20 protein-coding genes are annotated in these 19486 nt (G+C 67.7%); 15 read left to right on the top strand and 5 right to left on the bottom strand.

All coding sequences use genetic code 11. The annotated features are described in order from the left end of the window. Nucleotides 1-58: 58 nt before the first annotated feature. On the top strand, nt 59-979 hold the full coding sequence (locus tag FKQ52_RS15560; protein ID WP_141628015.1) for a hypothetical protein: 921 nt from the start codon (nt 59-61) through the stop codon (nt 977-979). A gap of 7 nt (nt 980-986) precedes the next feature. Here FKQ52_RS15560 and FKQ52_RS15555 read toward each other — a convergent pair whose 3' ends face one another. Further along, nucleotides 987-2150, bottom strand: coding sequence for an aminotransferase class V-fold PLP-dependent enzyme (locus FKQ52_RS15555; RefSeq protein WP_141628014.1), 1164 nt, complete (start codon nt 2148-2150; stop codon nt 987-989). A gap of 123 nt (nt 2151-2273) precedes the next feature. Then, nucleotides 2274-5129 carry a preprotein translocase subunit SecA gene (gene secA, locus FKQ52_RS15550; protein WP_141628013.1) on the bottom strand — a complete coding sequence of 952 codons (2856 nt, stop codon included), beginning with the start codon at nt 5127-5129 and terminating at the stop codon, nt 2274-2276. Nucleotides 5130-5364: 235 nt separating this feature from the next. Between secA and FKQ52_RS15545 the strand changes: the two genes are divergently transcribed. Genes FKQ52_RS15545 through FKQ52_RS15530 form a run of 4 tightly spaced genes read left to right on the top strand, consistent with a single transcriptional unit; the run spans nt 5365 to nt 8300 of the window. After that, on the top strand, nt 5365-6300 hold the full coding sequence (locus FKQ52_RS15545) for a peptidyl-prolyl cis-trans isomerase (RefSeq protein WP_141628012.1): 936 nt from the start codon (nt 5365-5367) through the stop codon (nt 6298-6300). Beyond that, nucleotides 6297-7694 carry a bifunctional glutamate N-acetyltransferase/amino-acid acetyltransferase ArgJ gene (argJ, locus tag FKQ52_RS15540; RefSeq protein ID WP_141628011.1) on the top strand — a complete coding sequence of 466 codons (1398 nt, stop codon included), beginning with the start codon at nt 6297-6299 and terminating at the stop codon, nt 7692-7694. The genes FKQ52_RS15545 and argJ overlap by 4 nt, the downstream gene beginning before the upstream one ends. Further along, complete coding sequence (mutT, locus tag FKQ52_RS15535) at nt 7691-8101, top strand: 8-oxo-dGTP diphosphatase MutT (RefSeq protein ID WP_141628010.1); 411 nt, start codon at nt 7691-7693, stop codon at nt 8099-8101. The genes argJ and mutT overlap by 4 nt, the downstream gene beginning before the upstream one ends. Nucleotides 8102-8120: 19 nt before the next feature. After that, entirely contained in the window at nt 8121-8300 is a 180-nt protein-coding gene (locus tag FKQ52_RS15530; RefSeq protein ID WP_141628009.1) for a Flp family type IVb pilin, read from the top strand. A gap of 7 nt (nt 8301-8307) precedes the next feature. Here the strand turns inward: FKQ52_RS15530 and FKQ52_RS15525 are convergent, their stop codons facing one another. Beyond that, complete coding sequence (locus tag FKQ52_RS15525; RefSeq protein WP_141628008.1) at nt 8308-9192, bottom strand: methyltransferase domain-containing protein; 885 nt, start codon at nt 9190-9192, stop codon at nt 8308-8310. Between FKQ52_RS15525 and FKQ52_RS15520 the strand changes: the two genes are divergently transcribed. The 7 genes from FKQ52_RS15520 to FKQ52_RS15490 all read left to right on the top strand — a co-directional run bounded on the left by FKQ52_RS15520 (nt 9191) and on the right by FKQ52_RS15490 (nt 13414). Then, nucleotides 9191-9985 carry a ComF family protein gene (locus tag FKQ52_RS15520; RefSeq protein WP_141628007.1) on the top strand — a complete coding sequence of 265 codons (795 nt, stop codon included), beginning with the start codon at nt 9191-9193 and terminating at the stop codon, nt 9983-9985. The genes FKQ52_RS15525 and FKQ52_RS15520 overlap by 2 nt on opposite strands. A 63-nt stretch (nt 9986-10048) precedes the next feature. Next, nucleotides 10049-10306, top strand: a complete 258-nt coding sequence (grxC, locus tag FKQ52_RS15515) for a glutaredoxin 3 (protein WP_141628006.1) — start codon at nt 10049-10051, stop codon at nt 10304-10306. After that, a complete protein-coding gene (locus FKQ52_RS15510) occupies nt 10303-11151 on the top strand; it encodes a carbon-nitrogen hydrolase family protein (RefSeq protein ID WP_141628005.1) in 849 nt (282 codons plus the stop codon). The genes grxC and FKQ52_RS15510 overlap by 4 nt, the downstream gene beginning before the upstream one ends. After that, the gene (locus FKQ52_RS15505; protein ID WP_141628004.1) at nt 11148-11582 is read left to right on the top strand and encodes a DUF1178 family protein; all 435 of its coding nucleotides are present in this window, start codon (nt 11148-11150) and stop codon (nt 11580-11582) included. The genes FKQ52_RS15510 and FKQ52_RS15505 overlap by 4 nt, the downstream gene beginning before the upstream one ends. A gap of 3 nt (nt 11583-11585) precedes the next feature. Beyond that, nucleotides 11586-12425, top strand: a complete 840-nt coding sequence (locus FKQ52_RS15500; RefSeq protein ID WP_141628003.1) for a helix-turn-helix domain-containing protein — start codon at nt 11586-11588, stop codon at nt 12423-12425. Between the two features lie 30 nt (nt 12426-12455). Then, nucleotides 12456-12926, top strand: coding sequence for a DUF6265 family protein (locus FKQ52_RS15495; protein WP_240811681.1), 471 nt, complete (start codon nt 12456-12458; stop codon nt 12924-12926). Beyond that, nucleotides 12881-13414, top strand: a complete 534-nt coding sequence (locus FKQ52_RS15490; protein WP_240811680.1) for a GNAT family N-acetyltransferase — start codon at nt 12881-12883, stop codon at nt 13412-13414. The genes FKQ52_RS15495 and FKQ52_RS15490 overlap by 46 nt, the downstream gene beginning before the upstream one ends. On the opposite strand, the gene FKQ52_RS15485 is transcribed toward FKQ52_RS15490, so the two are convergent. Both FKQ52_RS15485 and ubiG read right to left on the bottom strand, forming a co-directional pair. Beyond that, nucleotides 13411-13638, bottom strand: a complete 228-nt coding sequence (locus tag FKQ52_RS15485; protein ID WP_141628001.1) for a hypothetical protein — start codon at nt 13636-13638, stop codon at nt 13411-13413. The two genes, FKQ52_RS15490 and FKQ52_RS15485, sit on opposite strands and share 4 nt — an antisense overlap. 106 nt (nt 13639-13744) lie before the next feature. Further along, nucleotides 13745-14545, bottom strand: coding sequence for a bifunctional 2-polyprenyl-6-hydroxyphenol methylase/3-demethylubiquinol 3-O-methyltransferase UbiG (gene ubiG, locus FKQ52_RS15480; protein ID WP_141628000.1), 801 nt, complete (start codon nt 14543-14545; stop codon nt 13745-13747). Nucleotides 14546-14600: 55 nt separating this feature from the next. On the opposite strand from ubiG, the gene FKQ52_RS15475 reads away from it, so the two are divergent. The 3 genes from FKQ52_RS15475 (at nt 14601) to FKQ52_RS15465 (ending at nt 19471) form a co-directional block, all read left to right on the top strand. Further along, on the top strand, nt 14601-15875 hold the full coding sequence (locus FKQ52_RS15475; RefSeq protein ID WP_141627999.1) for an aspartate kinase: 1275 nt from the start codon (nt 14601-14603) through the stop codon (nt 15873-15875). 113 nt (nt 15876-15988) lie between these two features. After that, complete coding sequence (ptsP, locus tag FKQ52_RS15470; protein WP_370450983.1) at nt 15989-18193, top strand: phosphoenolpyruvate--protein phosphotransferase; 2205 nt, start codon at nt 15989-15991, stop codon at nt 18191-18193. A 189-nt stretch (nt 18194-18382) separates the two neighbouring features. Beyond that, on the top strand, nt 18383-19471 hold the full coding sequence (locus FKQ52_RS15465) for a RodZ family helix-turn-helix domain-containing protein (RefSeq protein ID WP_141628411.1): 1089 nt from the start codon (nt 18383-18385) through the stop codon (nt 19469-19471). The last annotated feature ends 15 nt before the right edge of the window (nt 19472-19486 follow it).

Raw genomic sequence — 19486 nt, 5'->3', positions numbered from 1 at the left:
CGCTTTTCGGTGTTAGGCGTTAACGTCTTCGCACTGTGAAGCTGGAGCGCTCCCCCGCATGCGTCGCTTTTTCGTCTGGTCCGCCCTCGCCGCCGTGATCGGCCTCGCCCTCGCGGGCGGCGGCTACTGGGCCTACTGGAATTTCTACGCCCGCTTCCAGCCGGTGACGGTGACCCGCAATCAGGTCGAAATTCAGCGCCTGCTGGACGAAAGCTCATGGATGTCGGCGGGCGGCGGCGGGCAGGCCCTCTACATCATCGGCTACCGCGACAGCGCCGCCATGCAGCGTTTCGAGCGGGAGGAGGGGCCCAAGCTGCGGGCTGCCGGGGTGGAGGTGCGGGTTCTCGTCTTCGCTCGTCCGGATCGTGAAGGCATGCAGCAGTCGACGGCGGCCGAGCGCGCCACCGTGGCCGAGCTGTGGCTGACCCGTGACTGGGTGCTCTACGAGCGCTGGACGGCGACCCCGGTGAACAACTGGACCGCCGCGGGCATTCCGGCGGCGGACGGCAACCTGGCCCGGGCGGCGGTGGTCGATGCCGGGCGCGACTTCGTCAACCAGCTGAGCCGCAACCTGAGTGAAGCCGGGCTCCAGACCCGCTATCCGCTGATCATCTGGCGCGACCGCGAGGGCTTCATGAAGGCCTGCGCCTGTTCGGATGCACGCTCTTGGGCGTTCATCCGCGATGATCTGGACGCCCCGGATCGCGTGGCGCCGGATGTGCCCGCGGTGGACGCCAACGGTCAGGCCCCGGCCTATCCGGAGGGCGGGCCGACCCCGCAGACCCTGCCTTATCCGGCCCTGCCGCAGGTCACGCCGGTCCCCGGCCAGACCCCGACGCCGGTTCAGCCGGGCCAACCCGGACAACCCGCCCAGCCGGGTCAGGCGACGCCGGCTCCCACACCTGCGCCGACCAATCGCACCCCGGCCCCTCGCAAGGCGCCCGAGGCCCGTCAGCAGGACGAAACCACCTTCTTCTAGAGGCGGATCAGAGCACCTTCGCGCAGATCGCGATCAGTCGTTCGACGTCGGCCTCGTCCTGATACAGGCCGAAGCCGAAGCGGATGACGTCGTCACGCACGTCAGTCACCACGCCTGCGTCCAGCAGTCGCTTGCGCCAGTCCTGCGCGTCCGGGTGCCGGAAGGCCAGGAAGCGGGCTCGGGCGCCTTCACTGTCGAGCGGGTTCAACAGTTCGGCCTTGCCCAGTCGTCCGGTCCGCCCGGCCTCAACGGCGTCCCGAAAGGTCTGCATCAGGCCGCGGGCATGGGCGGCGACGTCGGCGGTGGTCAGACCGGCCTCGTCCAGCATCCGGCGCACACCGTTGAAGCGATAGAAGGGCGTGGCCTCCAGCGTCGCGCCCCAGAACCGGCCGCCGTCGGTGCGGTACCGCACCCCGCCGGGAGGGCCCTCCAGATCGCCGAACTCGGCGAACCAGCCGGTGATCACCGGCCGGGGGCAGAAGCCGTCCGGAGCGTGCAGGAAGCCCGCGCCTTCGCCCGACATGGCGTATTTGTACCCACCCGCGACGTAGAAGACCTTGTCCGCAACCGCCGACAGATCGGTCGGCGTCGCCATGAAGCCGTGATAGCCGTCGATGACCACCCACGGGCCCTCCGGCCGCGCCAGTTCGGCCAGGTCGGCGATCCCGCTGAACACCTGCCCGGTGCGGAAGAAGACCTGACTGACCACGATCAGATCGAAGCTTCCGGCCTTCGCCGCCGCGATGAAGCGAGCCTCGAAGGTGTCGAACGGATGCAGCGGGATGCGGGTGATCACCGCCTCGCCCGCCTCTTCCCAGCGCTCGCCCTGACGCCGGAACGAGTGGAACTCGCCATCGGTCGACAGAATACGGACCGGCTTCGTCTCCACGCCCGAGACGATGCGCAGCAGGAATTCATGGGTGTTCGTCGCGAACACCACGCTGTCGGGCGAGGGGAGGTTCAGTTCCTTCGCGACATGCTTCTGGGCTTCCGGAATGACCTCTCCGAAGATCAGGTCCCATTTCCGGTCGGCGAAGCGATTGGCCTCGACCCACGCCCGGACCTGTCCGTCAAAGCTGGCGTCCGGCCACAGATGATGGCTATGCGCGGCGAAATGCAGCCGCTCCGGGTCCAGACCGAGGGCGCGCGAGAACAGGAACTTGTAGCTCATGGCCGGACCTTAACCGGTTCGTCCGCCGGCCGAAACGGAAAGAGGCGGGCCATCGCTGACCCGCCTCCCACTCAATAGGCTGTCGCCTCAACGGGTCGCGCTCAAGCAGCGCGGCGGCGTCCCTTAAATCAAGCTTCCGTGGCAGTGCTTGAACTTGCGGCCCGAGCCGCAGGGGCAGTCGGCGTTGCGCGGAGTGCGCTCCCAACCGACCGGCAGCACGTCCACCGGCAGTCGCGAGCGATCATCGCCCTGGAGCGCGCCTTCCGGCAGCTGGGCGAGCGGGTTGCGCATCTCGTTCTCGCCGGTGCCGGGGTTCAGATGGATTTCCTGGAACTCGGGCATCTCCATCGCCGGCGGCTGCTCGAAGCGGAACTCGACCGTCATCAGCCAGCGGGTCACGTCGTGACGCAGGTTGTGCAGCAGCGATTCAAACAGGTTGAAGGCTTCGGTCTTGTACTCGTTCAAGGGATCGCGCTGGCCATAGCCGCGCAGGCCGATCACGCCGCGCAGGTGGTCCAGCTGAACCAGATGTTCGCGCCATTGCATGTCGATCATCTGCAGCAGGAACTGGCGCTCCAGACTGCGGATCTGGTCGGCCCCGACCATCTCGATGCGTTCGGCGGCCCGGGCGTCGGCGGCCTCGTTGATCCGCTCCTCGATCTCCTCGTTCGAGACGCCTTCCTCGGCGGCCCACTCGGCCAGCGGCAGCTCGAGGCCCAGCGTCGAGCGGACCTTCTCGTCCAGACCAGCGATGTCCCACTGCTCTGCATAGGCCTTGGGCGGCATGTGGCGCTCGACCAGGTCATTGACCACATCGGCGCGGAACTCGTTGACCAGTTCGGAAAGATCGGTGGAGTCCATGAACTCCTGACGCTGCTCGAACACGGCCTTGCGCTGGTCGTTCACGACGTCGTCGTACTTCAGCAGGTTCTTGCGGATGTCGTAGTTGCGGGTCTCGACGCGCTTCTGGGCCTGTTCGACCGCCTTGTTCAGCCAAGGGTGGCTGATCGCCTCGCCCTCGGCGACGCCGAACGATTTCATGATCGAGTCCAGACGGTCGCCGGCGAAGATGCGCAGCAGGTCGTCCTCGCAGGACAGGAAGAATTTCGACGTGCCCTTGTCGCCCTGACGGCCCGTGCGCCCGCGCAGCTGATTGTCGATCCGGCGGCTTTCGTGACGCTCGGTGCCCAGGACGAACAGGCCGCCCGCGGCCATCGAGATTTCCTTCTGGGCGCTGATGTCGGCCTTGAACTCGGCTTCCTTGGCGGCTTCCATTTCCGGCGTGACCTCGATGGCGAGGTTGCGCTGCTCCAGACGCCACTTCTGCATCCGCATCTCGAGGTTGCCCCCCAGCTGAATGTCTGTGCCGCGGCCAGCCATGTTGGTCGCGATCGTGACGGCGCCGGGCAGACCGGCGTCCGCGACGATATAGGCTTCCTGCTCGTGCTGGCGGGCGTTCAGGACGGCGTGCGGAATGCCGCGCAGCTTGACCTCATACTGGATGTCGTAGGCGGCATCGCCGATCTTCTCGGCTTCCTTGGCCTTGCCTTCGAACTCCTTCTTCAGGGTCCGGCCGGTCTCGACCTTGTAGACGAAGTTCTTCAGCAGTTCGGACAGGACCTCCGACTTCTCGATGGACACGGTGCCGACCAGAACCGGCTGCCCGGCCAGATGGCGTTCGGCGATCTGGGCGGCGATGGCGAGGTTCTTCTCGCGCTCGGTCCGATAGATTTCGTCGTCGTAGTCGATGCGCTGGATCGGACGGTGGGTCGGAACTTCAAGGACGTCCATCTTGTAGATGTCCATGAACTCCTGGGCCTCGGTCGCGGCCGTGCCGGTCATGCCCGACAGCTTTTCGTAAAGGCGGAAGTAGTTCTGGATCGTCACCGAGGCCAGGGTCTGGTTCTCGGGCTGAATCTTGACGCCTTCCTTGGCCTCGATGGCCTGGTGCAGGCCTTCGGACAGACGGCGGCCCTGCATCATCCGGCCGGTGAACTCGTCGATGAGCATGATCTCACCGGCCTTGATGATGTAGTCCTTGTCCTTTTGATACAGGGTGTTGGCGCGCAGGGCCTGGTTGATGTGGTGGACCAGGGTGATGTTGGCGGCGTCGTACAGGCCGGTGGTGTCCTCGGCGAACAGACCGCGCTCTTCCATCAGCTGTTCGACCAGCTCCGAGCCCTTTTCGCTCAGCAGGGCCTGCTTCTGCTTTTCGTCCAGATCGTAGGTCGACTTGTCCTGGATCAGGTCCTTGATGATCGCGTCGACCGTTACATACAGGTCCGAGCGGTCCTCGGTCGGGCCCGAGATGATCAGCGGGGTACGGGCTTCGTCGATCAGGATCGAGTCGACTTCGTCGACGATGGCGAAGTGGTGCGGACGCTGCACCATCTCGCGACGGTCATAGACCAGATTGTCGCGCAGATAGTCGAAGCCGAATTCGTTGTTGGTGCCGTAGGTGATGTCGGCCGCATAGGCCGCCTGGCGCTGGCCCTGCGACAGACCGTTTACGATCACGCCCACTTCCAGGCCCAGGAAGCGATAGACGCGGCCCATCCATTCGGCGTCGCGACGGGCGAGGTAGTCGTTCACGGTGATGACGTGCACGCCCTTGCCTGACAGGGCGTTCAGATAGGCCGGGGCGATGGCGACCAGGGTCTTGCCTTCACCGGTCCGCATTTCGGCGATGCCGCCGTCGTTCAGGATCATGCCGCCGGTCAGCTGCACGTCGTACTGGCGCTGTCCGAGCACCCGGCGCGAGGCTTCGCGGGCGACCGCGAAGGCGTCGTTCAGGATCTTGTCGGTCGTCTCACCGGCGGCCAGGCGGTCCCGGAACGCATCCGTCATCATCCGCAGCTCGTCGTCGGAGAGGGCGGCGTACTTCTCCTCCAACGCGTTGATCTTCTGAACGCGGCTCATGAAATCCTTGACCTTGCGGTCATTGGACGAGCCGAAAATCTTCTTGGCGAAGCCGAGCATGGAGTATCCGAAGGCGGTCGAGCGAATGGCTCTGGTACGAGGTCCCGGAAGGGCGGCGAGCGGACGCCGCTGAGAGGCTCCGACGACGGCGGCCCGGTGCGCCCGTGACAGGCGCGCGCGAGGGCCGCGCGAACGATCGAAAACCCCTCGACTTGGGCGCAGCCGGGACTTAAGCACCGCCCTTATCCCTGTCAACGCGAGGGCCTTTCGCCGCCCGCAGACGGAGCGCGTCCGCATGAGGTCTTCCCGCGTCCTGTTTCCCCTGCTGATGGCGCTTGCGCTGACGGTCGCCGCCTGCGGCCGGGGCGGCGGTTCGGATCGCCCGCCGGAGCCCGGTGATCGCGCCGTGGCCCGGGTTCAGGACGAGACCATCTGGGCCTCTGACGTGAAGCGTGAGGCCGTGGCGCAGGGTTTGGTGGGCGAGGGCGAGCCTCTGGATGTGTCCTCCGCCCTGTTCCGGCGTGTTCTCGATGAAGTGATCGACCAGAAGCTTCTGGCTCGCGAGGCCGAGCGTCGGGGGCTGGACAATTCACCGCTGGCCCAGCGCCGGCTGGCTGCGACCCGTGAGCGCATCCTCGGCGACATGTTGGTCGAGACCGTGGTCAACGACCGGATCTCGGACAAGAAGATCGAGGAGATTTATCAGGGTCAGCTCAATCTGGCCCGGACCTCCGAGGAGGTGCGCACGCGGCTGATCCTGTCGCGCACCCGCGCCGAAGCCGACGCCGTCGTCGGCGTGCTGGGGCAGGGCGCCGCCTTCGAAGCCGTGGCCATGGAGCGTTCGATTGACGACGCCACCCGTTTTTCAGGCGGTGATCTCGGCTACCTGACACCGGACGTCATGCCGGAGGCCTACCGAAACGCCCTGCGCGACCGGCCTGCGGGATCGACCGTCGGCCCGTTCCAGACGGAGGGCGGCTGGGCTGTCCTGCGGGTCGAGGATCGCCGTCGAGAAACCCCGCCGACCATGGATCAGGCCCGCCCGCAGATCGTGCGCTACCTGACCTATGAGGGCGTGCGTCAGCTGCTGGAGGACCTGCGCGGCAAGGCGTCGGTTGATGTGCTGCTGGGCGGCGACGGGGCGACGTCGCAGGAACCCGCTTCCGCCCCTCCGGCCGACGCGCCCGCACCGAATTCTCCCGCCACTCCAGTTCCCGCCAAGGCCCGATGAGCAAGACGCCCACCCCGACCGGTCGCGGTTCGACCGGCCAGAAGATCGAGCAGGCGCTGGAGAAGGCTCTGGAGCCTGTGGCCACGGCCATCAAGCGGGCCACGACGTCGTCGAAGCCCGTGACCGCGCCTGCGCCGGCCGCGCCGGGCAAACCGGGTCTGGAGATTTCCCCGCTGGCCGTGCCCTTCCCGACCATCCCGCCCATCGGGGGTGTCGAGATCGCGACCGGTCGGGCCGGCTTCTACAAGCATGAGCGCGAGGATTTGGTGGTGTTCAGCTTCGCGCGCGGCACGACCTGCGCCGGGGTGTTCACCCGCCACAAGGTGGGGTCCGCCCCCGTGGACTGGTGCAAACGTCACCTGGGCGCCGAGGACGGCGGCAAGGACGTGCGGGCGCTGGTGGTCAACGCCGGTTGCGCCAACGCCTTCACCGGCAAGGCCGGGTCTGACGCCGCCCGGCGCACGGCCTCGGAAGTCGCCAAGCGTTTCGGCTGCCGCCAGCGCGACGTCATGCTGGCCTCCACCGGCGTGATCGGCGTGGTGCTGGATGATCGCAAGATCGCCGCCCGTCTGCCCGAGATCGAGGCCGGCCTCGACGCCGACAACTGGGCCGCCGCCGGGCGGGCCATCATGACCACGGACACTTTCCCCAAGGGGGCCTACGCCGAGTGCGAGATCGAGGGGCACAAGGTCCGCATCGCCGGCATCGCCAAGGGCTCGGGCATGATCGCGCCGGACATGGCGACCATGCTGGCCTTCATCGTCACCGACGCCGCCATCTCGCCCGCCGTGCTGCAGGCCCTGCTGGGGCTGCATGTCCGCACGACCTTCAACAGCGTGACCGTGGACGGCGATACCTCGACCAATGACACCGCCCTGCTGTTCGCCACCGGAACCTCGGGCGCGCCGCGCATCGGCCGGGTCGGTGACCGTCGCCTGAAGGATTTCAGCCGTGCGCTGGACGAGGTCATGCTGGATCTGGCTCACCAGCTGGTCCGTGACGGCGAGGGCGCGACGAAATTCGTCAAGATCACCGTGGACGGCGCCGCCAGCCCCGCCTCGGCCCGCAAGCTGGCCAAATCCATCGCCGACAGCCCGCTGGTGAAGACCGCCCTGGCGGGCGAGGACGCAAACTGGGGCCGCGTGGTCATGGCCGTCGGCAAGACCGAGGAGCCGGTCGACCGCGACCGTCTGATGATCAAGTTCGGGCCCCACGTCGCCGCCGTCGACGGCGCGCCTTCGCCGACCTACGACGAGGCGAAGATGAGCGCCTATATGAAGAAGCCCGAGATCGACATCACCGTCGATGTCGCCTCGGGCAGGGCGTCGGCTACCGTCTGGACCTGTGACCTGACCAAGCGCTACGTCGAAATCAACGGCGACTACCGCTCATGAGCGAGGGCGTGAAAACGGTCCTCGTCGTCGCCGTCGCCCTTGTGGACACTGACGGTCGCGTGCTGATCGCCCGGCGACCCGAGGGCAAGCAGTTGGCCGGGCTCTGGGAATTCCCGGGCGGCAAGGTCGAACCGGGGGAACGGCCGGAGGCCGCGCTGATCCGCGAATTGAAGGAAGAACTGGGCATCGACGTCAACGAGGCCTGTCTCTCGCCGTTCGTGTTTACCAGTCACGGTTACGAGTCCTTTCACCTGTTGATGCCACTGTACCTGTGCCGACGTTGGTCGGGTGTGGTTCAGGCGCGCGAGCATTCGGCCCTGAAATGGGTGCGGCCGGCGCAGTTGTCGGACTACCCCATGCCTCCGGCGGACGAACCTCTGATCGCCTGGCTACGCGATCTGCTCTAGCCTTCAGAAAGGAGGCAGGATGAGACGTTTCCTCACCCGCTTCCGGCGCGACGAGCGTGGCGCGACCTCGATTGAGTACGGCCTGATCATCGCACTGATCTTTCTGGTCATCCTGTCGGCCCTGACCGTCTTCGGCGGGACCACCAGCGGGCTGTTCAACACCGCAATGAACGCCATCCGCACCGGGATGGGCGGCTGACGGGCCGTCAGTCCTCGCCGGTCTGCTCCTTCACGCCCAGCGCATCCGCCAGTCGCATCTTCGCCGAGCCGCGAGGCAGAGGCTTCTGCTGGCTGTCGTGGGGCGCCCAGCCGGCCAGGTGCACGATCTCGAAGGTCGCCGGGATGCGGCCGTCCGGCTCTCCGAACTTTTCCGAGTACAGCTGCGCGGCGCGGGCGATGATGCCGCGCGTCAGCGGTCGGCCGTTTCCGGCCAATACATTGGTCTCGCCCATGGCGCGCAGGTCGCGGATCAGGGCGAACAGGTCCGAATAGCGCACGGTCAGGCGATCCACGTCCGAGACCGGCAGGGCGAACCCGGCCCGCTGCAGCAGGGCCGCGCCGTCAAATCCGTCCGCGAAGGGCGAGACCCGGGCCTGCGCCCCGCCGCGGTGTTCCAGCTCCGCCTCGGTCAGGACCGCGCGCAACTCCTTGAGCGTGCCCGCGCCCAGCAGGGTGCCGACGAACAGACCGTCCGGCTTCAGCGCCCGCCGGATCTGGCTCAGAGCGCCAGGCAGGTCATTGGCCCAGTGCAGGCTCATCAGGCTGACGATCAGGTCCTGCGACTGGTCCGGCAGGTCCAGCGGCCCCGCGCCCGGCGCGGCGCGCTCCGCCAGATTACCCGTGATCTTGACCGGTCCGACCCGTGCGGCCGCATGGGCGTCCGTCAGGGCCGCGGCGAACGAACCCGGCTGGGCGGACAGGTCCGCCACCTCCGGCCAGTCGCGCAGAAGGGCGTCCAGACTGTCGACAGCGGTCTGGGCGGCGCGGGCATGAAGGAAATCGGCGCCGGAAAACAACTTTTCGCTGCGCTCAAGCCTTGCCGTTCGGCGCAGGCTGTCGAAGATGACGGGGGGACCGGAGGAGGGGCTCATGAGCCTTCAGGATGGGGTCTGGAGGGCGCGTTGGGAAGCGGCGACCGGCATCGGGCGTCGGATCGGCCGTGGAATGGCGGACGTTCTGCTGCCGCCGCTGGCCCATGACAGCCCGGAAGCCACCGCCTCGGCGGGGCTGACGCCGGACGCCTGGAGCCGGGTGGTGTTTCTCGAAGACCCGGTCTGTGATGGCTGCGGAGCCGCCTTCGAGATGGATGGCGGGGCCTTCGCGTCCGAGCGGTGCGCGGCCTGTCTGGCCCAGCCCTACGCCTTCACCCGGGCGCGGGCGGCCTGCCTGTATGACGAGGCGTCACGGGGACTTATCCTGAAGTTCAAACATGGAGATCATCAGCCGTTCGCGCCCCTGTTCGCCCGATGGATCAGCCGCGCCGCCGCCCCCTTGCTGGAGGAGACGGACGTGGTCATGCCGGTGCCCCTGCATCGCTGGCGGCTGTTGGCGCGTCGCTTCAATCAGGCGGCGGAGGTGGCGCGCCCGCTGGCTCGTGTCGCCGGGCTCGACTATCTGCCCGACGCCCTGATCCGGCAGACGCATACGACCAGCCAGGGCGGCAAGTCCGCGCGGGGCCGCCGTCTGAACGTGAAGAAGGCCTTCGCCGTCACCCCTGTCGGCGCTCGCCGAATCAAGGGGCGGCGCGTCCTTCTGGTGGATGATGTCCTGACCACGGGGGCCACCGCCGAGGCCTGCGCCAGGGCCTTGCTGCAGGCCGGCGCACGCGCGGTCGATCTGGCGGTGATCGCACGCGTGCGAACAGTACGGGAACTGACTATGTAAGGGAAACACCCTGACCCTGCGGAGTTTCAGGCAGGCGGGGCGCTTTTCGAGTTGGAGAGAGATTTGGCCGAAGTCGTCATCTACACCAAGCCCGGTTGCCCCTACTGCGCTATGGCGGAAGCCTTGCTGACGAAAAAGGGCGTGGACTACACCGAGATCGTCGCGTCGAACGATCCGGAGAAGAAGCAGGAGATGATCCAGCGCTCGAAGGGCCGGATGACCTTCCCGCAGATTTTCATCAACGACCAGCACATCGGCGGTTCGGACGATCTGCACGCGCTTGACCGCAAGGGCGGGCTGGACCCATTGCTGGCCGCATGACCACGCTTCCCGTCGCCCTTGTCCAGACCCGCACCCCGGCTTCTCCGGCGGCGGCCTTCGCCCATGTCGAGCCCCTGATCCGTCAGGCGGCGCAGGGCGGGGCGCAGCTGATCCTGACGCCCGAGGCCACCAACTTCCTGATCCGGGACAAGGACGCCCGCGAGGCTGTCCTGACGACGGATGACCGGGACGAGGTGGTCGTCCGATTGCGCGATCTGGCGAAGGACCTGGGGGTCTGGCTGCTGATCGGCTCTGCCATTGTGAAGTCAGGCCACGCAGGCGACGAGCGCGCCGCCAATCGCTCCCTGCTGATTGATGATCAGGGCGAGGTGGTCGCGACCTATGACAAGCTGCACGTCTATGACGTCGACCTGCCGACCGGCGAGCGCTGGCGCGAAAGCGCGACGGTGCGGCCCGGCGACGGTGCGGTTGTGGCTCCGACGCCGTGGGGCGGGCTGGGCCTGACCATCTGCTACGACATCCGCTTCCCGCAGCTGCATCGGGCGCTGGCCAAGGCCGGGGCCTCCATGATCGCCGTCCCCGCCGCCTTCACCGTTCCGACGGGCGAGGCGCATTGGGAAATCCTGCTGCGCGCCCGCGCCATCGAGAGCGGCGCCTACATCCTCGCCCCGGCGCAGGCGGGGGAGCATGAGGATGGTCGCATGACGTGGGGGCGTTCCACCATTGTCGCGCCCTGGGGCGAGGTAATCGCCAAACTCGATAATGACGAGCCCGGCGTCCTGTTCGCCACCCTGGACTTCGATGCGGTCGAAACAGCGCGCAATGCCGTGCCGCAGTTGACCCACGACCGCGTGTTCGCGCCCCCGTCCCCGATCCCTGCATGATCCGCTACGCCCTGATCTGTGACGGGAGCCACGGGTTCGAGGCGTGGTTCGGATCGTCTTCGGACTATGACGATCAGGCCGCGCGGGGACTGGTCGAATGCCCGATGTGCGGCTCGCGCGCGGTGTCCAAACAGATCATGGCGCCGTCGGTGTCCGGCACGAGGAAGTCCGCGCCCGCCGCGGACATGCAGGCGAAGATGCGAACCATGATGATGGAGGCGGCCCGCGAGGTGCGCAGCCACGTCGAGCGGAATTTCGACTACGTGGGCGACGCCTTCGCGCGCGAAGCCCGCGACATCCATGAAGGCCGGTCCGAGAAGCGCGAAATCTATGGCGAGGCGACCCCCGCCGATGTGAAGAAGCTGCGCGACGACGGGGTCCCGGTCGCGCCGCTCCCTGACATCCCGCCGGACAAGTCCGGAGTTCACTGAGCCATGTCCGGGGCCGTGTCGGGGGAGGGGGAGCGCTATGAGGAGTTCGAACCGCCCGCGGCCCTCAAGCCCTTTGTGCGCGTCATCTGGACCTATGCCGACCCTGATCCCGCGCCGGTGGTCCAGCGGATCGCGCCGGATGGCTGTCCGGAGCTGATCTTCGACATCGGCTCCCCTTATGAGGAACAGGACGAGGACGGAGCCTGGCGGATTCAGCCCGCCGCCATCTTCGCCGGCCAGATGACGCGCCCTCTCGCACTGCGCCCTGTCGGGCCGACCGAGCTTGTGGCGATCCGGTTTGAACCGGACGGCGCCCGCGATTGGCTGGGCCGGTCTCTCGACAGCGCGACGGACAGACGGCTCGACATGACGGACCGCCTGGCGGGGTTCACCGCTCCCGCCGGAGACCCGGCCGGGCAGGCCGAGGCGTTCGTCCGATGGCTGGATGCACGACGGTCGCGGTCCGATTGGCGGATTGATCCTGTCGTCCGTGATGAGATCGGCCTTGCCGCGACGGACCAGCCTTCACCGGCGCGCTCGCCGGCTGACCGGCGCGCCCTCCAGCGCCGCTTCGCCGACCGGGTCGGGGTCTCGCCCCGCATGCTGCGGTCCATCTTCCGGTTCCGCCGGGTGTTCGATCACGCCGCCCATCCCGGCAGGCCCGGGGCCGAGAGCTGGCTCGGCGCAGGATTGGAAGCCGGATATTTCGACCAGCCCCAGATGGCCCGCGACTTCCGCCGCTTTCTCGGCTGCACCGCCACCGAATGGGCGCGGGAGCAGCAGGCGCTGGCCCGCGCCATCGCGTCGCAAACCTACAAGCCGGATACCGACCACCCGGCCTAGCTTGCCTTCGAACCCGGAGGGAGACCCGAGATGCTGACCGCCCTGACGATGACCGCCGCCGTCCTGAGCCCGCAGGCCGATTTGCGCCCGGATCTCGGCTGGATGGCGGGCTACTGGCTGTCCTGTGACGGCGGGCGTGAGGTGGCGGAGACCTGGAGCCCGCCGCGTCTGGGGCTGATGGCCGGAAGCTCGATCACTGTCCGCGATGGTCGCGTCGGCTGGGAGCTGGCCCGCATCGCCCCGACCGGCCCGGCGCCGGATGCGCCCTTCGGCTATTTCGCCATCCCCGAGGGACAGGCGCCGACAACCTTCCCGGTCCTCGAGTCCGGCCCGAACCGGGTGGTCTTCGAGCAGGCCGCCCACGACTTCCCCAAACGGGTCATCTATGAACGCGACGGCGATATGCTGAACGCCCGGATCGAGGGCGAGATTGACGGACAGACGAGGACCATCCGGTGGCGGTTCCACAAGGCGGAATTCAACAGCAACTGCCCCGCCTGACCTGGCGGCCGATGACGGTGGCCGACCTCGATGCGGTCGCCGCCATCGCCGTGATCGGCTTTCCGGATCATTTCGAGGGTCGCGATCTGTTCGAGAACCGACTTTCCCTGAACCCGTCCGGCTGTTTCGTGCTGGCGGACGGACCGGGAGAACCGAAGGGCTATATGGTCGCCTATCCATGGCGACCGGACAGCGCGCCCGCCCTCAACACCCTGCTTGGGGGCGTCCCGTCGGACGCCTCGGTCATGTATCTGCACGACCTGGCCCTGCATCCCGACGCCCGCGGCGGCGGCTATCCGGGAGTGGTCGTCGAACAACTGGCGGCGGCGTCCAAGGCGGCGGGCTGGCCCGCGGTGGCGCTGGTCGCGGTCAATGACGCCGCGCCCTTCTGGGCGCGCCACGGTTTTGTCGTGCGCGAGACGCCGGAGATGGCGGCCAAGCTGGCCTCCTATGGCTCCGACGCCCGCTACATGGTGCGCCCGCTTTAGTCCTTGACGCGGGTCCAGCCCTTTTCGGCCATGCACTGGACGAAGGCGGTCGAGCCCTCGGCCCCGCCGGCGCTGTTGCGGCAGGCATCGCGCGCGCCGTCGAACGGCTGGGCGTTCTCGCCGGTCCAGCGATAGTCGGTGTCGTCCATCCCGATAACGGTGACGCAGGCGGCGTTCAGCAGGGCGGCGGCTGCGACGGCCGCGACGATGATCAAGCGTTTCATGGTGGTGTTCCCCAAGGCGAAGTTGACGCCACAAGGGGTCGCATGAGCCCAGGTCCCGGTCCCGTTAAAACACGGTCAGGTAAGTGAAATCGTCGTAAGGCGGGTCTCAGTCCCGCGTGGCGACCATCATGTAGTTGATGTCGGAATCGCCCTCGCTCCACCGGGCAGTGAGCGGGTTGAACGCTAGTCCGAACGGGCCGGTGACGGTCAGGGGCTCGTCCGCCAGCATGGCGCGGATTTCGTCCGGCTTCAGGAACTGGTTCCAGTCATGGGTTCCGGCGGGCACCCAGCGCAGCACATATTCAGCCGCGAACTTGCCCAGCGCCAGCGCCTTCAGGGTTCGGTTCAGGGTGGCGACGATCATGATGCCGCCCGGTTTGACCAGCCGCGAGCAGGCGCGCACGAAGGCCTCCGGATCGGCGACATGCTCGATCACCTCCATGGTCAGGACCACGTCGAACGGACCCGCGCCTTCGGTTTCAAGTTGCTCCACTGTCGCGGCGCGATAGGTGATGTCGAGGCCCGACTGCTCCGCGTGGGCGCGGGCAGTGCCGATGTTCTCGCTGGAGGCGTCCGCCGCCGTCACCTCAAAGCCGAGGCGGCGCATGGGCTCGGCGATCAGGCCGCCGCCGCAGCCGACGTCCAGAAGGGTCAGCCCGGCGAAGGCCTCGCGCCGCTTCGGGTCGCGCCCGAACCGTTCGGCGACCCGGTCGCGCACGAACGCCAGCCGCGCGGGATTGAAGCGGTGCAGCGGCGCGAAGGGGCCGCGCGCGTCCCACCATTCGGCGGCCTGGGCGGAAAAGCGGGCCACGTCGGCGGGGTCGATCGACGGTCCTTCCGCCTGATCGTGGAATTCCGCCCCGCTTTGGGGTTTGCGCGCCGATACCGTGCCGTTAGAAGCAGCCATGGCGCAGCGATGAACCCGCGCGCCGTTTCATGCAAGCACGGAGCAGCCTGTCAGGATGACGCGGACCGACTCACAGCGACTGGTGATGAAGTTCGGCGGAACGTCGATGGGCGACCTCGAGCGTATCCGTCGCGCCGCCCGTATCGTCGCGGCCGAGGCTGCTTCGGGCAAGAAAATCGCTGTCGTCGTGTCGGCCATGGCGGGAAAGACCAATGAACTGGTCGCCTGGACGGACGGCGCGGGCCGCCCGGCCGCCGGCATCGAGATGTCGGACGACGAGTACGACGTCGTCGTCGCCTCGGGCGAGCAGGTGACCTCTGGCCTGCTGGCCCTGACCCTGCGCAACATGGGCCTCAACGCCCGCAGCTGGATGGGCTGGCAGATTCCCATCATCACCGACGACGCCCACGGCCGCGCCCGCATCGAGGACGTGCCGGGCGAGGTGCTGGGCGCCGCGCTCGACACCGGCCAGATCGCCATCGTCCCCGGCTTCCAGGGTGTGACGAAGGACGGCCGGATCACCACGCTCGGTCGCGGCGGTTCGGACACCTCGGCGGTGGCCGTGGCGGCGGCGCTGGAGTGCCCCTGCGACATCTATACGGACGTCGACGGCGTTTACACGACCGACCCACGCATCGAATCCCGTGCCCGCCGCCTCGAAAAGGTCTCCTATGAGGAGATGCTGGAGATGGCCTCGCTGGGCGCCAAGGTGCTGCAGACCCGCTCGGTCGAACTGGCCATGGCGAAACAGGTCCCTGTCCGGGTTCTGTCCAGCTTTATCGAACCTGACGCCGACGGCGTCATGCCCGACAAGGGCGGAACCCTGATCTGCGACGAGGAGGAGATCGTGGAAAAGCGCATCGTGTCCGGTGTGACCATGAGCCGTGACGAAGCCCGCATCACCCTGCTGGGCCTGTCCGACCGGGTCGACGCGCCCGCCGACGTCTTCACCCGTCTGGCCGAGGCCAATGTGAACGTGGACATGATCGTCCAGTCGCAGGCCCGAACCGCCGGCACCGTCAACCTGACCTTCACCACCGGTCGCCGTGACGCCCAGCGCGCCGCCGAACTGATGCGAGCGACCCAGACCGATATCGGTTTCGAGGAGTTGCGCGTCGATGAGGACGTGGCGAAGGTTTCGGTCGTCGGGGTCGGGATGCGCAGTCATGCGGGCGTCGCCCAGACCATGTTCAAGGCGCTGGCGGACAAGGGTGTGAAGTTCCAGGCCATCTCCACCTCGGAGATCAAGATCAGTGTTCTGATCGATGCGGCCTATGCTGAGCTCGCGGTTCGTGCGCTTCATTCGGCTTACGGACTGGAAGCCGTCTAGAAATCAAGCTTTGCGGCGCCCATCTGGAGCGCTGACTTTCGGGAGGGGCCATGCCGGTTGGCGGATTGACGACGAGGGGGCCGCGTAACCTCCTTCGCCAGATCCGCGAGGCTATGGCGGGGGCCGCGCCGGCTCAGGAACGGCTCGACACCGTGGTGCGCATCATCGCCCAGTCGATGGTCGCCGAGGTGTGCTCCATCTATCTGCGCCGGGCGTCGGGCGAGCTGGAGCTGTTCGCCACCCAGGGTCTGAAGCCGGACGCTGTCCACAACACCCGCCTTCGCCCCGGCGAGGGCCTGGTGGGCGAGGTCGCCCGCAGCGCCGGTCCGATCAGCCTGTCGGACGCGCCGTCGCATCCCAGCTTCTCCTATCGTCCGGAAACGGGCGAAGACCCCTACCACGCCTTCCTCGGCGCGCCCCTGCTGCGCGGTGGTCGCGCCATCGGCGTTCTGGTCGTCCAGAACCGGTCCGAGCGCCGCTACGACGAGGACGAGGTCGAGGACATCCAGACCATCGCCATGGTGCTGGCCGAGACCGTGGCTTCCGGCGAGCTGCTGGGTCAGGAAGAGTTGCGCGACATCGAGGTCGCCCCGCACCGTCCGGAGCGCCTCAAGGGGCAGCGGTTCGCCGAAGGTCTGGCCTTCGGTCATGTCGTCCTGCACGAGGCGCCGGTCGCGCCCGAAAACCTTCTCGCCGAGAACCAGCAGGTCGAGGAAATCCGCCTGCGCGAGGCCCTGATCGGGTTGAAGGCCAATATCGACGCCATGCTGGAGGGCGGGCAGGGCAAGCTGGCGGGCCAGTCATTCGAGGTGCTGGAAACCTACCGGATGTTCGCCGACGACCGGGGCTGGAACCGGTCGCTGGAAGAGGCCGTCCGCACCGGCCTGACCGCCGAGGCTGCCGTTGACCGGGTTCGCAACGAGCACCGCGCCCGCTTCGCCAAGGCCCGCGACCCTTACATCAAGGAACGGCTGCACGATTTCGAGGATCTGGCCAACCGTCTGCTGCGTGTGCTGGCGGGCGACAGCCCGGGCACGCGCGACCTGCCGGACGACGCCATTCTGGTGGCCCGCAACCTCGGTCCGGCGGACTTGCTCGAATATCCGCGCAACAAGCTGAGAGGCTTGCTGCTGGAAGAAGGTTCAGCGGCCAGTCACGCGGCCATCGTCGCCCGCGCGCTCGGCATCCCCTGCGTCGGCCGCCTGCAGGGGCTGCGGGATCGCCTGTCGGAGGGCGATCTGGTCATCGCCGACGGCGAGACCGGCGAGGCCTATCTGCGCCCGCGTCCCGACATGCTGTCGGCGGTCCAGTCGCGGATGGAGGTCCGCAACCAGAGGCAGGCCGAGTTCGCCAAGCTGCGCGATGTGCCCGCCGTCACCGCCGACGGCCAGCGGATCAGCCTGCTGACCAATGCCGGTCTGGCTGTCGATCTGGAAAATCTTGATGCAACCGGCGCGGAGGGCATCGGCCTGTTCCGCACCGAGTTCCAGTTCATGGTCTCGGAAGAACTGCCGCGTCTGGACAGCCAGACCGCCCTTTATCGGCTGGTGCTCGACACGGCGGGCGACCGCCCGGTCACCTTCCGCACCCTCGACATCGGCGGCGACAAGGTTCTGCCCTATCTGGAGACCGAGCGGGAAGAGAACCCGGCGCTCGGCCGTCGCGCCATCCGTCTGGGTCTGGACCGGCCGGCCATGCTTCGCCTGCAGCTCAGGGCGCTTCTGGGCGCCGCCGCCGGGCGCGAATTGCGCGTGATGTTCCCGATGATCGCCACGGTCGACGAGTTCCGCGCCGCGCGCGAACTGGTCGATATCGAGTGCGACTGGGCGCGGCGACGGGGCCGCGAACTGCCCGCCCTGCTGCGGGTCGGGGCGATGATCGAATGCCCCAGCCTTCTGTGGCACCTGGACGCCCTGTTGCCCCTGACCGATTTCGTCTCGATCGGGTCCAATGACCTGTTCCAGTACATGTTCGCGGCTGACCGCACGAACCCGCTGGTCTCGGATCGGTACGATCCCCTTTCGCCCCCCGCGCTCCGCGCGCTGGCCGAAATCCAGAAGAAATGCGCCGACACCGGCACGCCGGTCTCGGTCTGTGGCGAACTGGCGGGCCGTCCGCTCGAGGCGTTCGCCCTGCTGGCGCTGGGTTTCACCCGTCTTTCGGCCCCGGCCGGGGGTGTGGGACCGGTGAAGCGAATGATCCTGTCCACCGACCTGGCGGCGGCGCATCGGGGCATGACCAGCCTGCTTGGATCATCGTCCGGCTCGGTCCGTGGCGAGCTCGAAACTCTGGCCCGGAAGTTGAACGTACAGATTTGATCGTGCCGGGGCCGGAACGGCCAGGGTGCTTAACAAATCATTGAACGGTCGACTCTTATGAGTTATCCACAAGGCGAGTTCGGCGGGCCTGCGGGGGCAGGACCCGACTGTCATCCCGATATGGTACAGGGGCCGGGTTCGAGTACGGCGGGCGTGGATGACGCGCCGTCGAGTGTGGGGTCGAGCGTCATGGCGCTGGATGCGGGCAAGGGCCCGGAAGAGTATGGTGCGCACGGCGACTGGAAGGATCTGGTTCCTTCGGTCACGGATGCCCCGACTCTGGGCGAAGGCCTGAAGATCGCGCGCGACCACTCTGGTCGCTCGCTGGCTGAACTCGCATCGCTGACCCGCGTGCCGGCCCGGTATCTGACCGCGCTGGAGCAGAACGATTTCTCCATCCTTCCCAACCGCGTCTTCTCCATCGGTTATGTGCGCGCCTATGCTGGCGCCCTTGGTCTGGACGAGCAGTTGGCGGTCGAGCGGTTCAAGCGTGAGAGCCCGGACCCTTCGGTCCCGCTGCAGCCCCCCGTCGGCGTCGCCTTCGAGGAAGTGAAACGCTATTCGCCCCGCCTGATCGCGGGCTGCGCCGTGCTGCTGTTCGCGGTGGTCGGCTGGAACGTCTTCCAGCGCGTGAATCTGATGCGCGCGCCCCAGCCGTCGGACATCGCCGAGGTGCCCGAGACGTGGCGTGTGGGCACCATTCCGGGGCAGGACGCCAATATGCGCCTGACCGCGCCGCATCCGGCGCCGCCTGACCAGACCATTCCGGCTCTTTACGTCACGCCCGGCCTCGAAATGCAGCTGACCGGCATCGATCCGGCTGAGGCCGCCGCGGCCGCGGCCGCCGCCACCCCGGTTGCAAAGGCTTTCAATCCGCGCGGCGCCATTTACGGCGCCTCCGCCAGCGCCTCGGATGTGGTGATCCAGGCCCGCAAGGCCGCCGCCATCGTGGTGCGCATGGGCGACGGCCGGGTGCTGTTCGCCCGCCAACTCGCGGCCGGCGAGGCCTGGCGCGCCCCGGCCAATGTGGCGGCGGTGATCGACGCCTCCGACTTCGGCGCCTTCGACGTCTATCTGAACGGCGAGCACGGCGGGGCCCTGACCGCCCAGCAGACCCAGCTGTCGCAGCTGAACGCCCGCGCCCAGACGCTCGCCCGCGAGGCTGCCGCCGAGATCGCCGCGCGCGCCGAGGCCGCCCGTCTGGCCGCGCAGGCCCAGATCCAGGCCGTCTCCGCCGCCACGCCTGCGCCGGCTCCGGTCGCGCCGACCGGAGGCTGATGCGTCCCGACGCCG

Origin of the sequence: Brevundimonas sp. M20, assembly GCF_006547065.1 — a bacterium.
Classification (GTDB): domain Bacteria; phylum Pseudomonadota; class Alphaproteobacteria; order Caulobacterales; family Caulobacteraceae; genus Brevundimonas.
The sequence above is the reverse complement of the archived record's forward strand: the minus strand, read 5'-3'. Positions and strand labels throughout refer to the sequence as shown.

Coding starts and splice junctions, on each gene's coding strand:
- FKQ52_RS15560 (WP_141628015.1), top strand. CDS start 59: ATGCGTCGCTTTTTCGTCTGGTCCGCCCTCGCCGCCGTGATCGGCCTC.
- FKQ52_RS15555 (WP_141628014.1), bottom strand. CDS start 2,150: ATGAGCTACAAGTTCCTGTTCTCGCGCGCCCTCGGTCTGGACCCGGAG.
- secA (WP_141628013.1), bottom strand. CDS start 5,129: ATGCTCGGCTTCGCCAAGAAGATTTTCGGCTCGTCCAATGACCGCAAG.
- FKQ52_RS15545 (WP_141628012.1), top strand. CDS start 5,365: ATGAGGTCTTCCCGCGTCCTGTTTCCCCTGCTGATGGCGCTTGCGCTG.
- argJ (WP_141628011.1), top strand. CDS start 6,297: ATGAGCAAGACGCCCACCCCGACCGGTCGCGGTTCGACCGGCCAGAAG.
- mutT (WP_141628010.1), top strand. CDS start 7,691: ATGAGCGAGGGCGTGAAAACGGTCCTCGTCGTCGCCGTCGCCCTTGTG.
- FKQ52_RS15530 (WP_141628009.1), top strand. CDS start 8,121: ATGAGACGTTTCCTCACCCGCTTCCGGCGCGACGAGCGTGGCGCGACC.
- FKQ52_RS15520 (WP_141628007.1), top strand. CDS start 9,191: ATGAGCCTTCAGGATGGGGTCTGGAGGGCGCGTTGGGAAGCGGCGACC.
- FKQ52_RS15525 (WP_141628008.1), bottom strand. CDS start 9,192: ATGAGCCCCTCCTCCGGTCCCCCCGTCATCTTCGACAGCCTGCGCCGA.
- FKQ52_RS15510 (WP_141628005.1), top strand. CDS start 10,303: ATGACCACGCTTCCCGTCGCCCTTGTCCAGACCCGCACCCCGGCTTCT.
- FKQ52_RS15505 (WP_141628004.1), top strand. CDS start 11,148: ATGATCCGCTACGCCCTGATCTGTGACGGGAGCCACGGGTTCGAGGCG.
- FKQ52_RS15500 (WP_141628003.1), top strand. CDS start 11,586: ATGTCCGGGGCCGTGTCGGGGGAGGGGGAGCGCTATGAGGAGTTCGAA.
- FKQ52_RS15495 (WP_240811681.1), top strand. CDS start 12,456: ATGCTGACCGCCCTGACGATGACCGCCGCCGTCCTGAGCCCGCAGGCC.
- FKQ52_RS15485 (WP_141628001.1), bottom strand. CDS start 13,638: ATGAAACGCTTGATCATCGTCGCGGCCGTCGCAGCCGCCGCCCTGCTG.
- ubiG (WP_141628000.1), bottom strand. CDS start 14,545: ATGGCTGCTTCTAACGGCACGGTATCGGCGCGCAAACCCCAAAGCGGG.
- FKQ52_RS15475 (WP_141627999.1), top strand. CDS start 14,601: ATGACGCGGACCGACTCACAGCGACTGGTGATGAAGTTCGGCGGAACG.
- ptsP (WP_370450983.1), top strand. CDS start 15,989: ATGGCGGGGGCCGCGCCGGCTCAGGAACGGCTCGACACCGTGGTGCGC.
- FKQ52_RS15465 (WP_141628411.1), top strand. CDS start 18,383: ATGGCGCTGGATGCGGGCAAGGGCCCGGAAGAGTATGGTGCGCACGGC.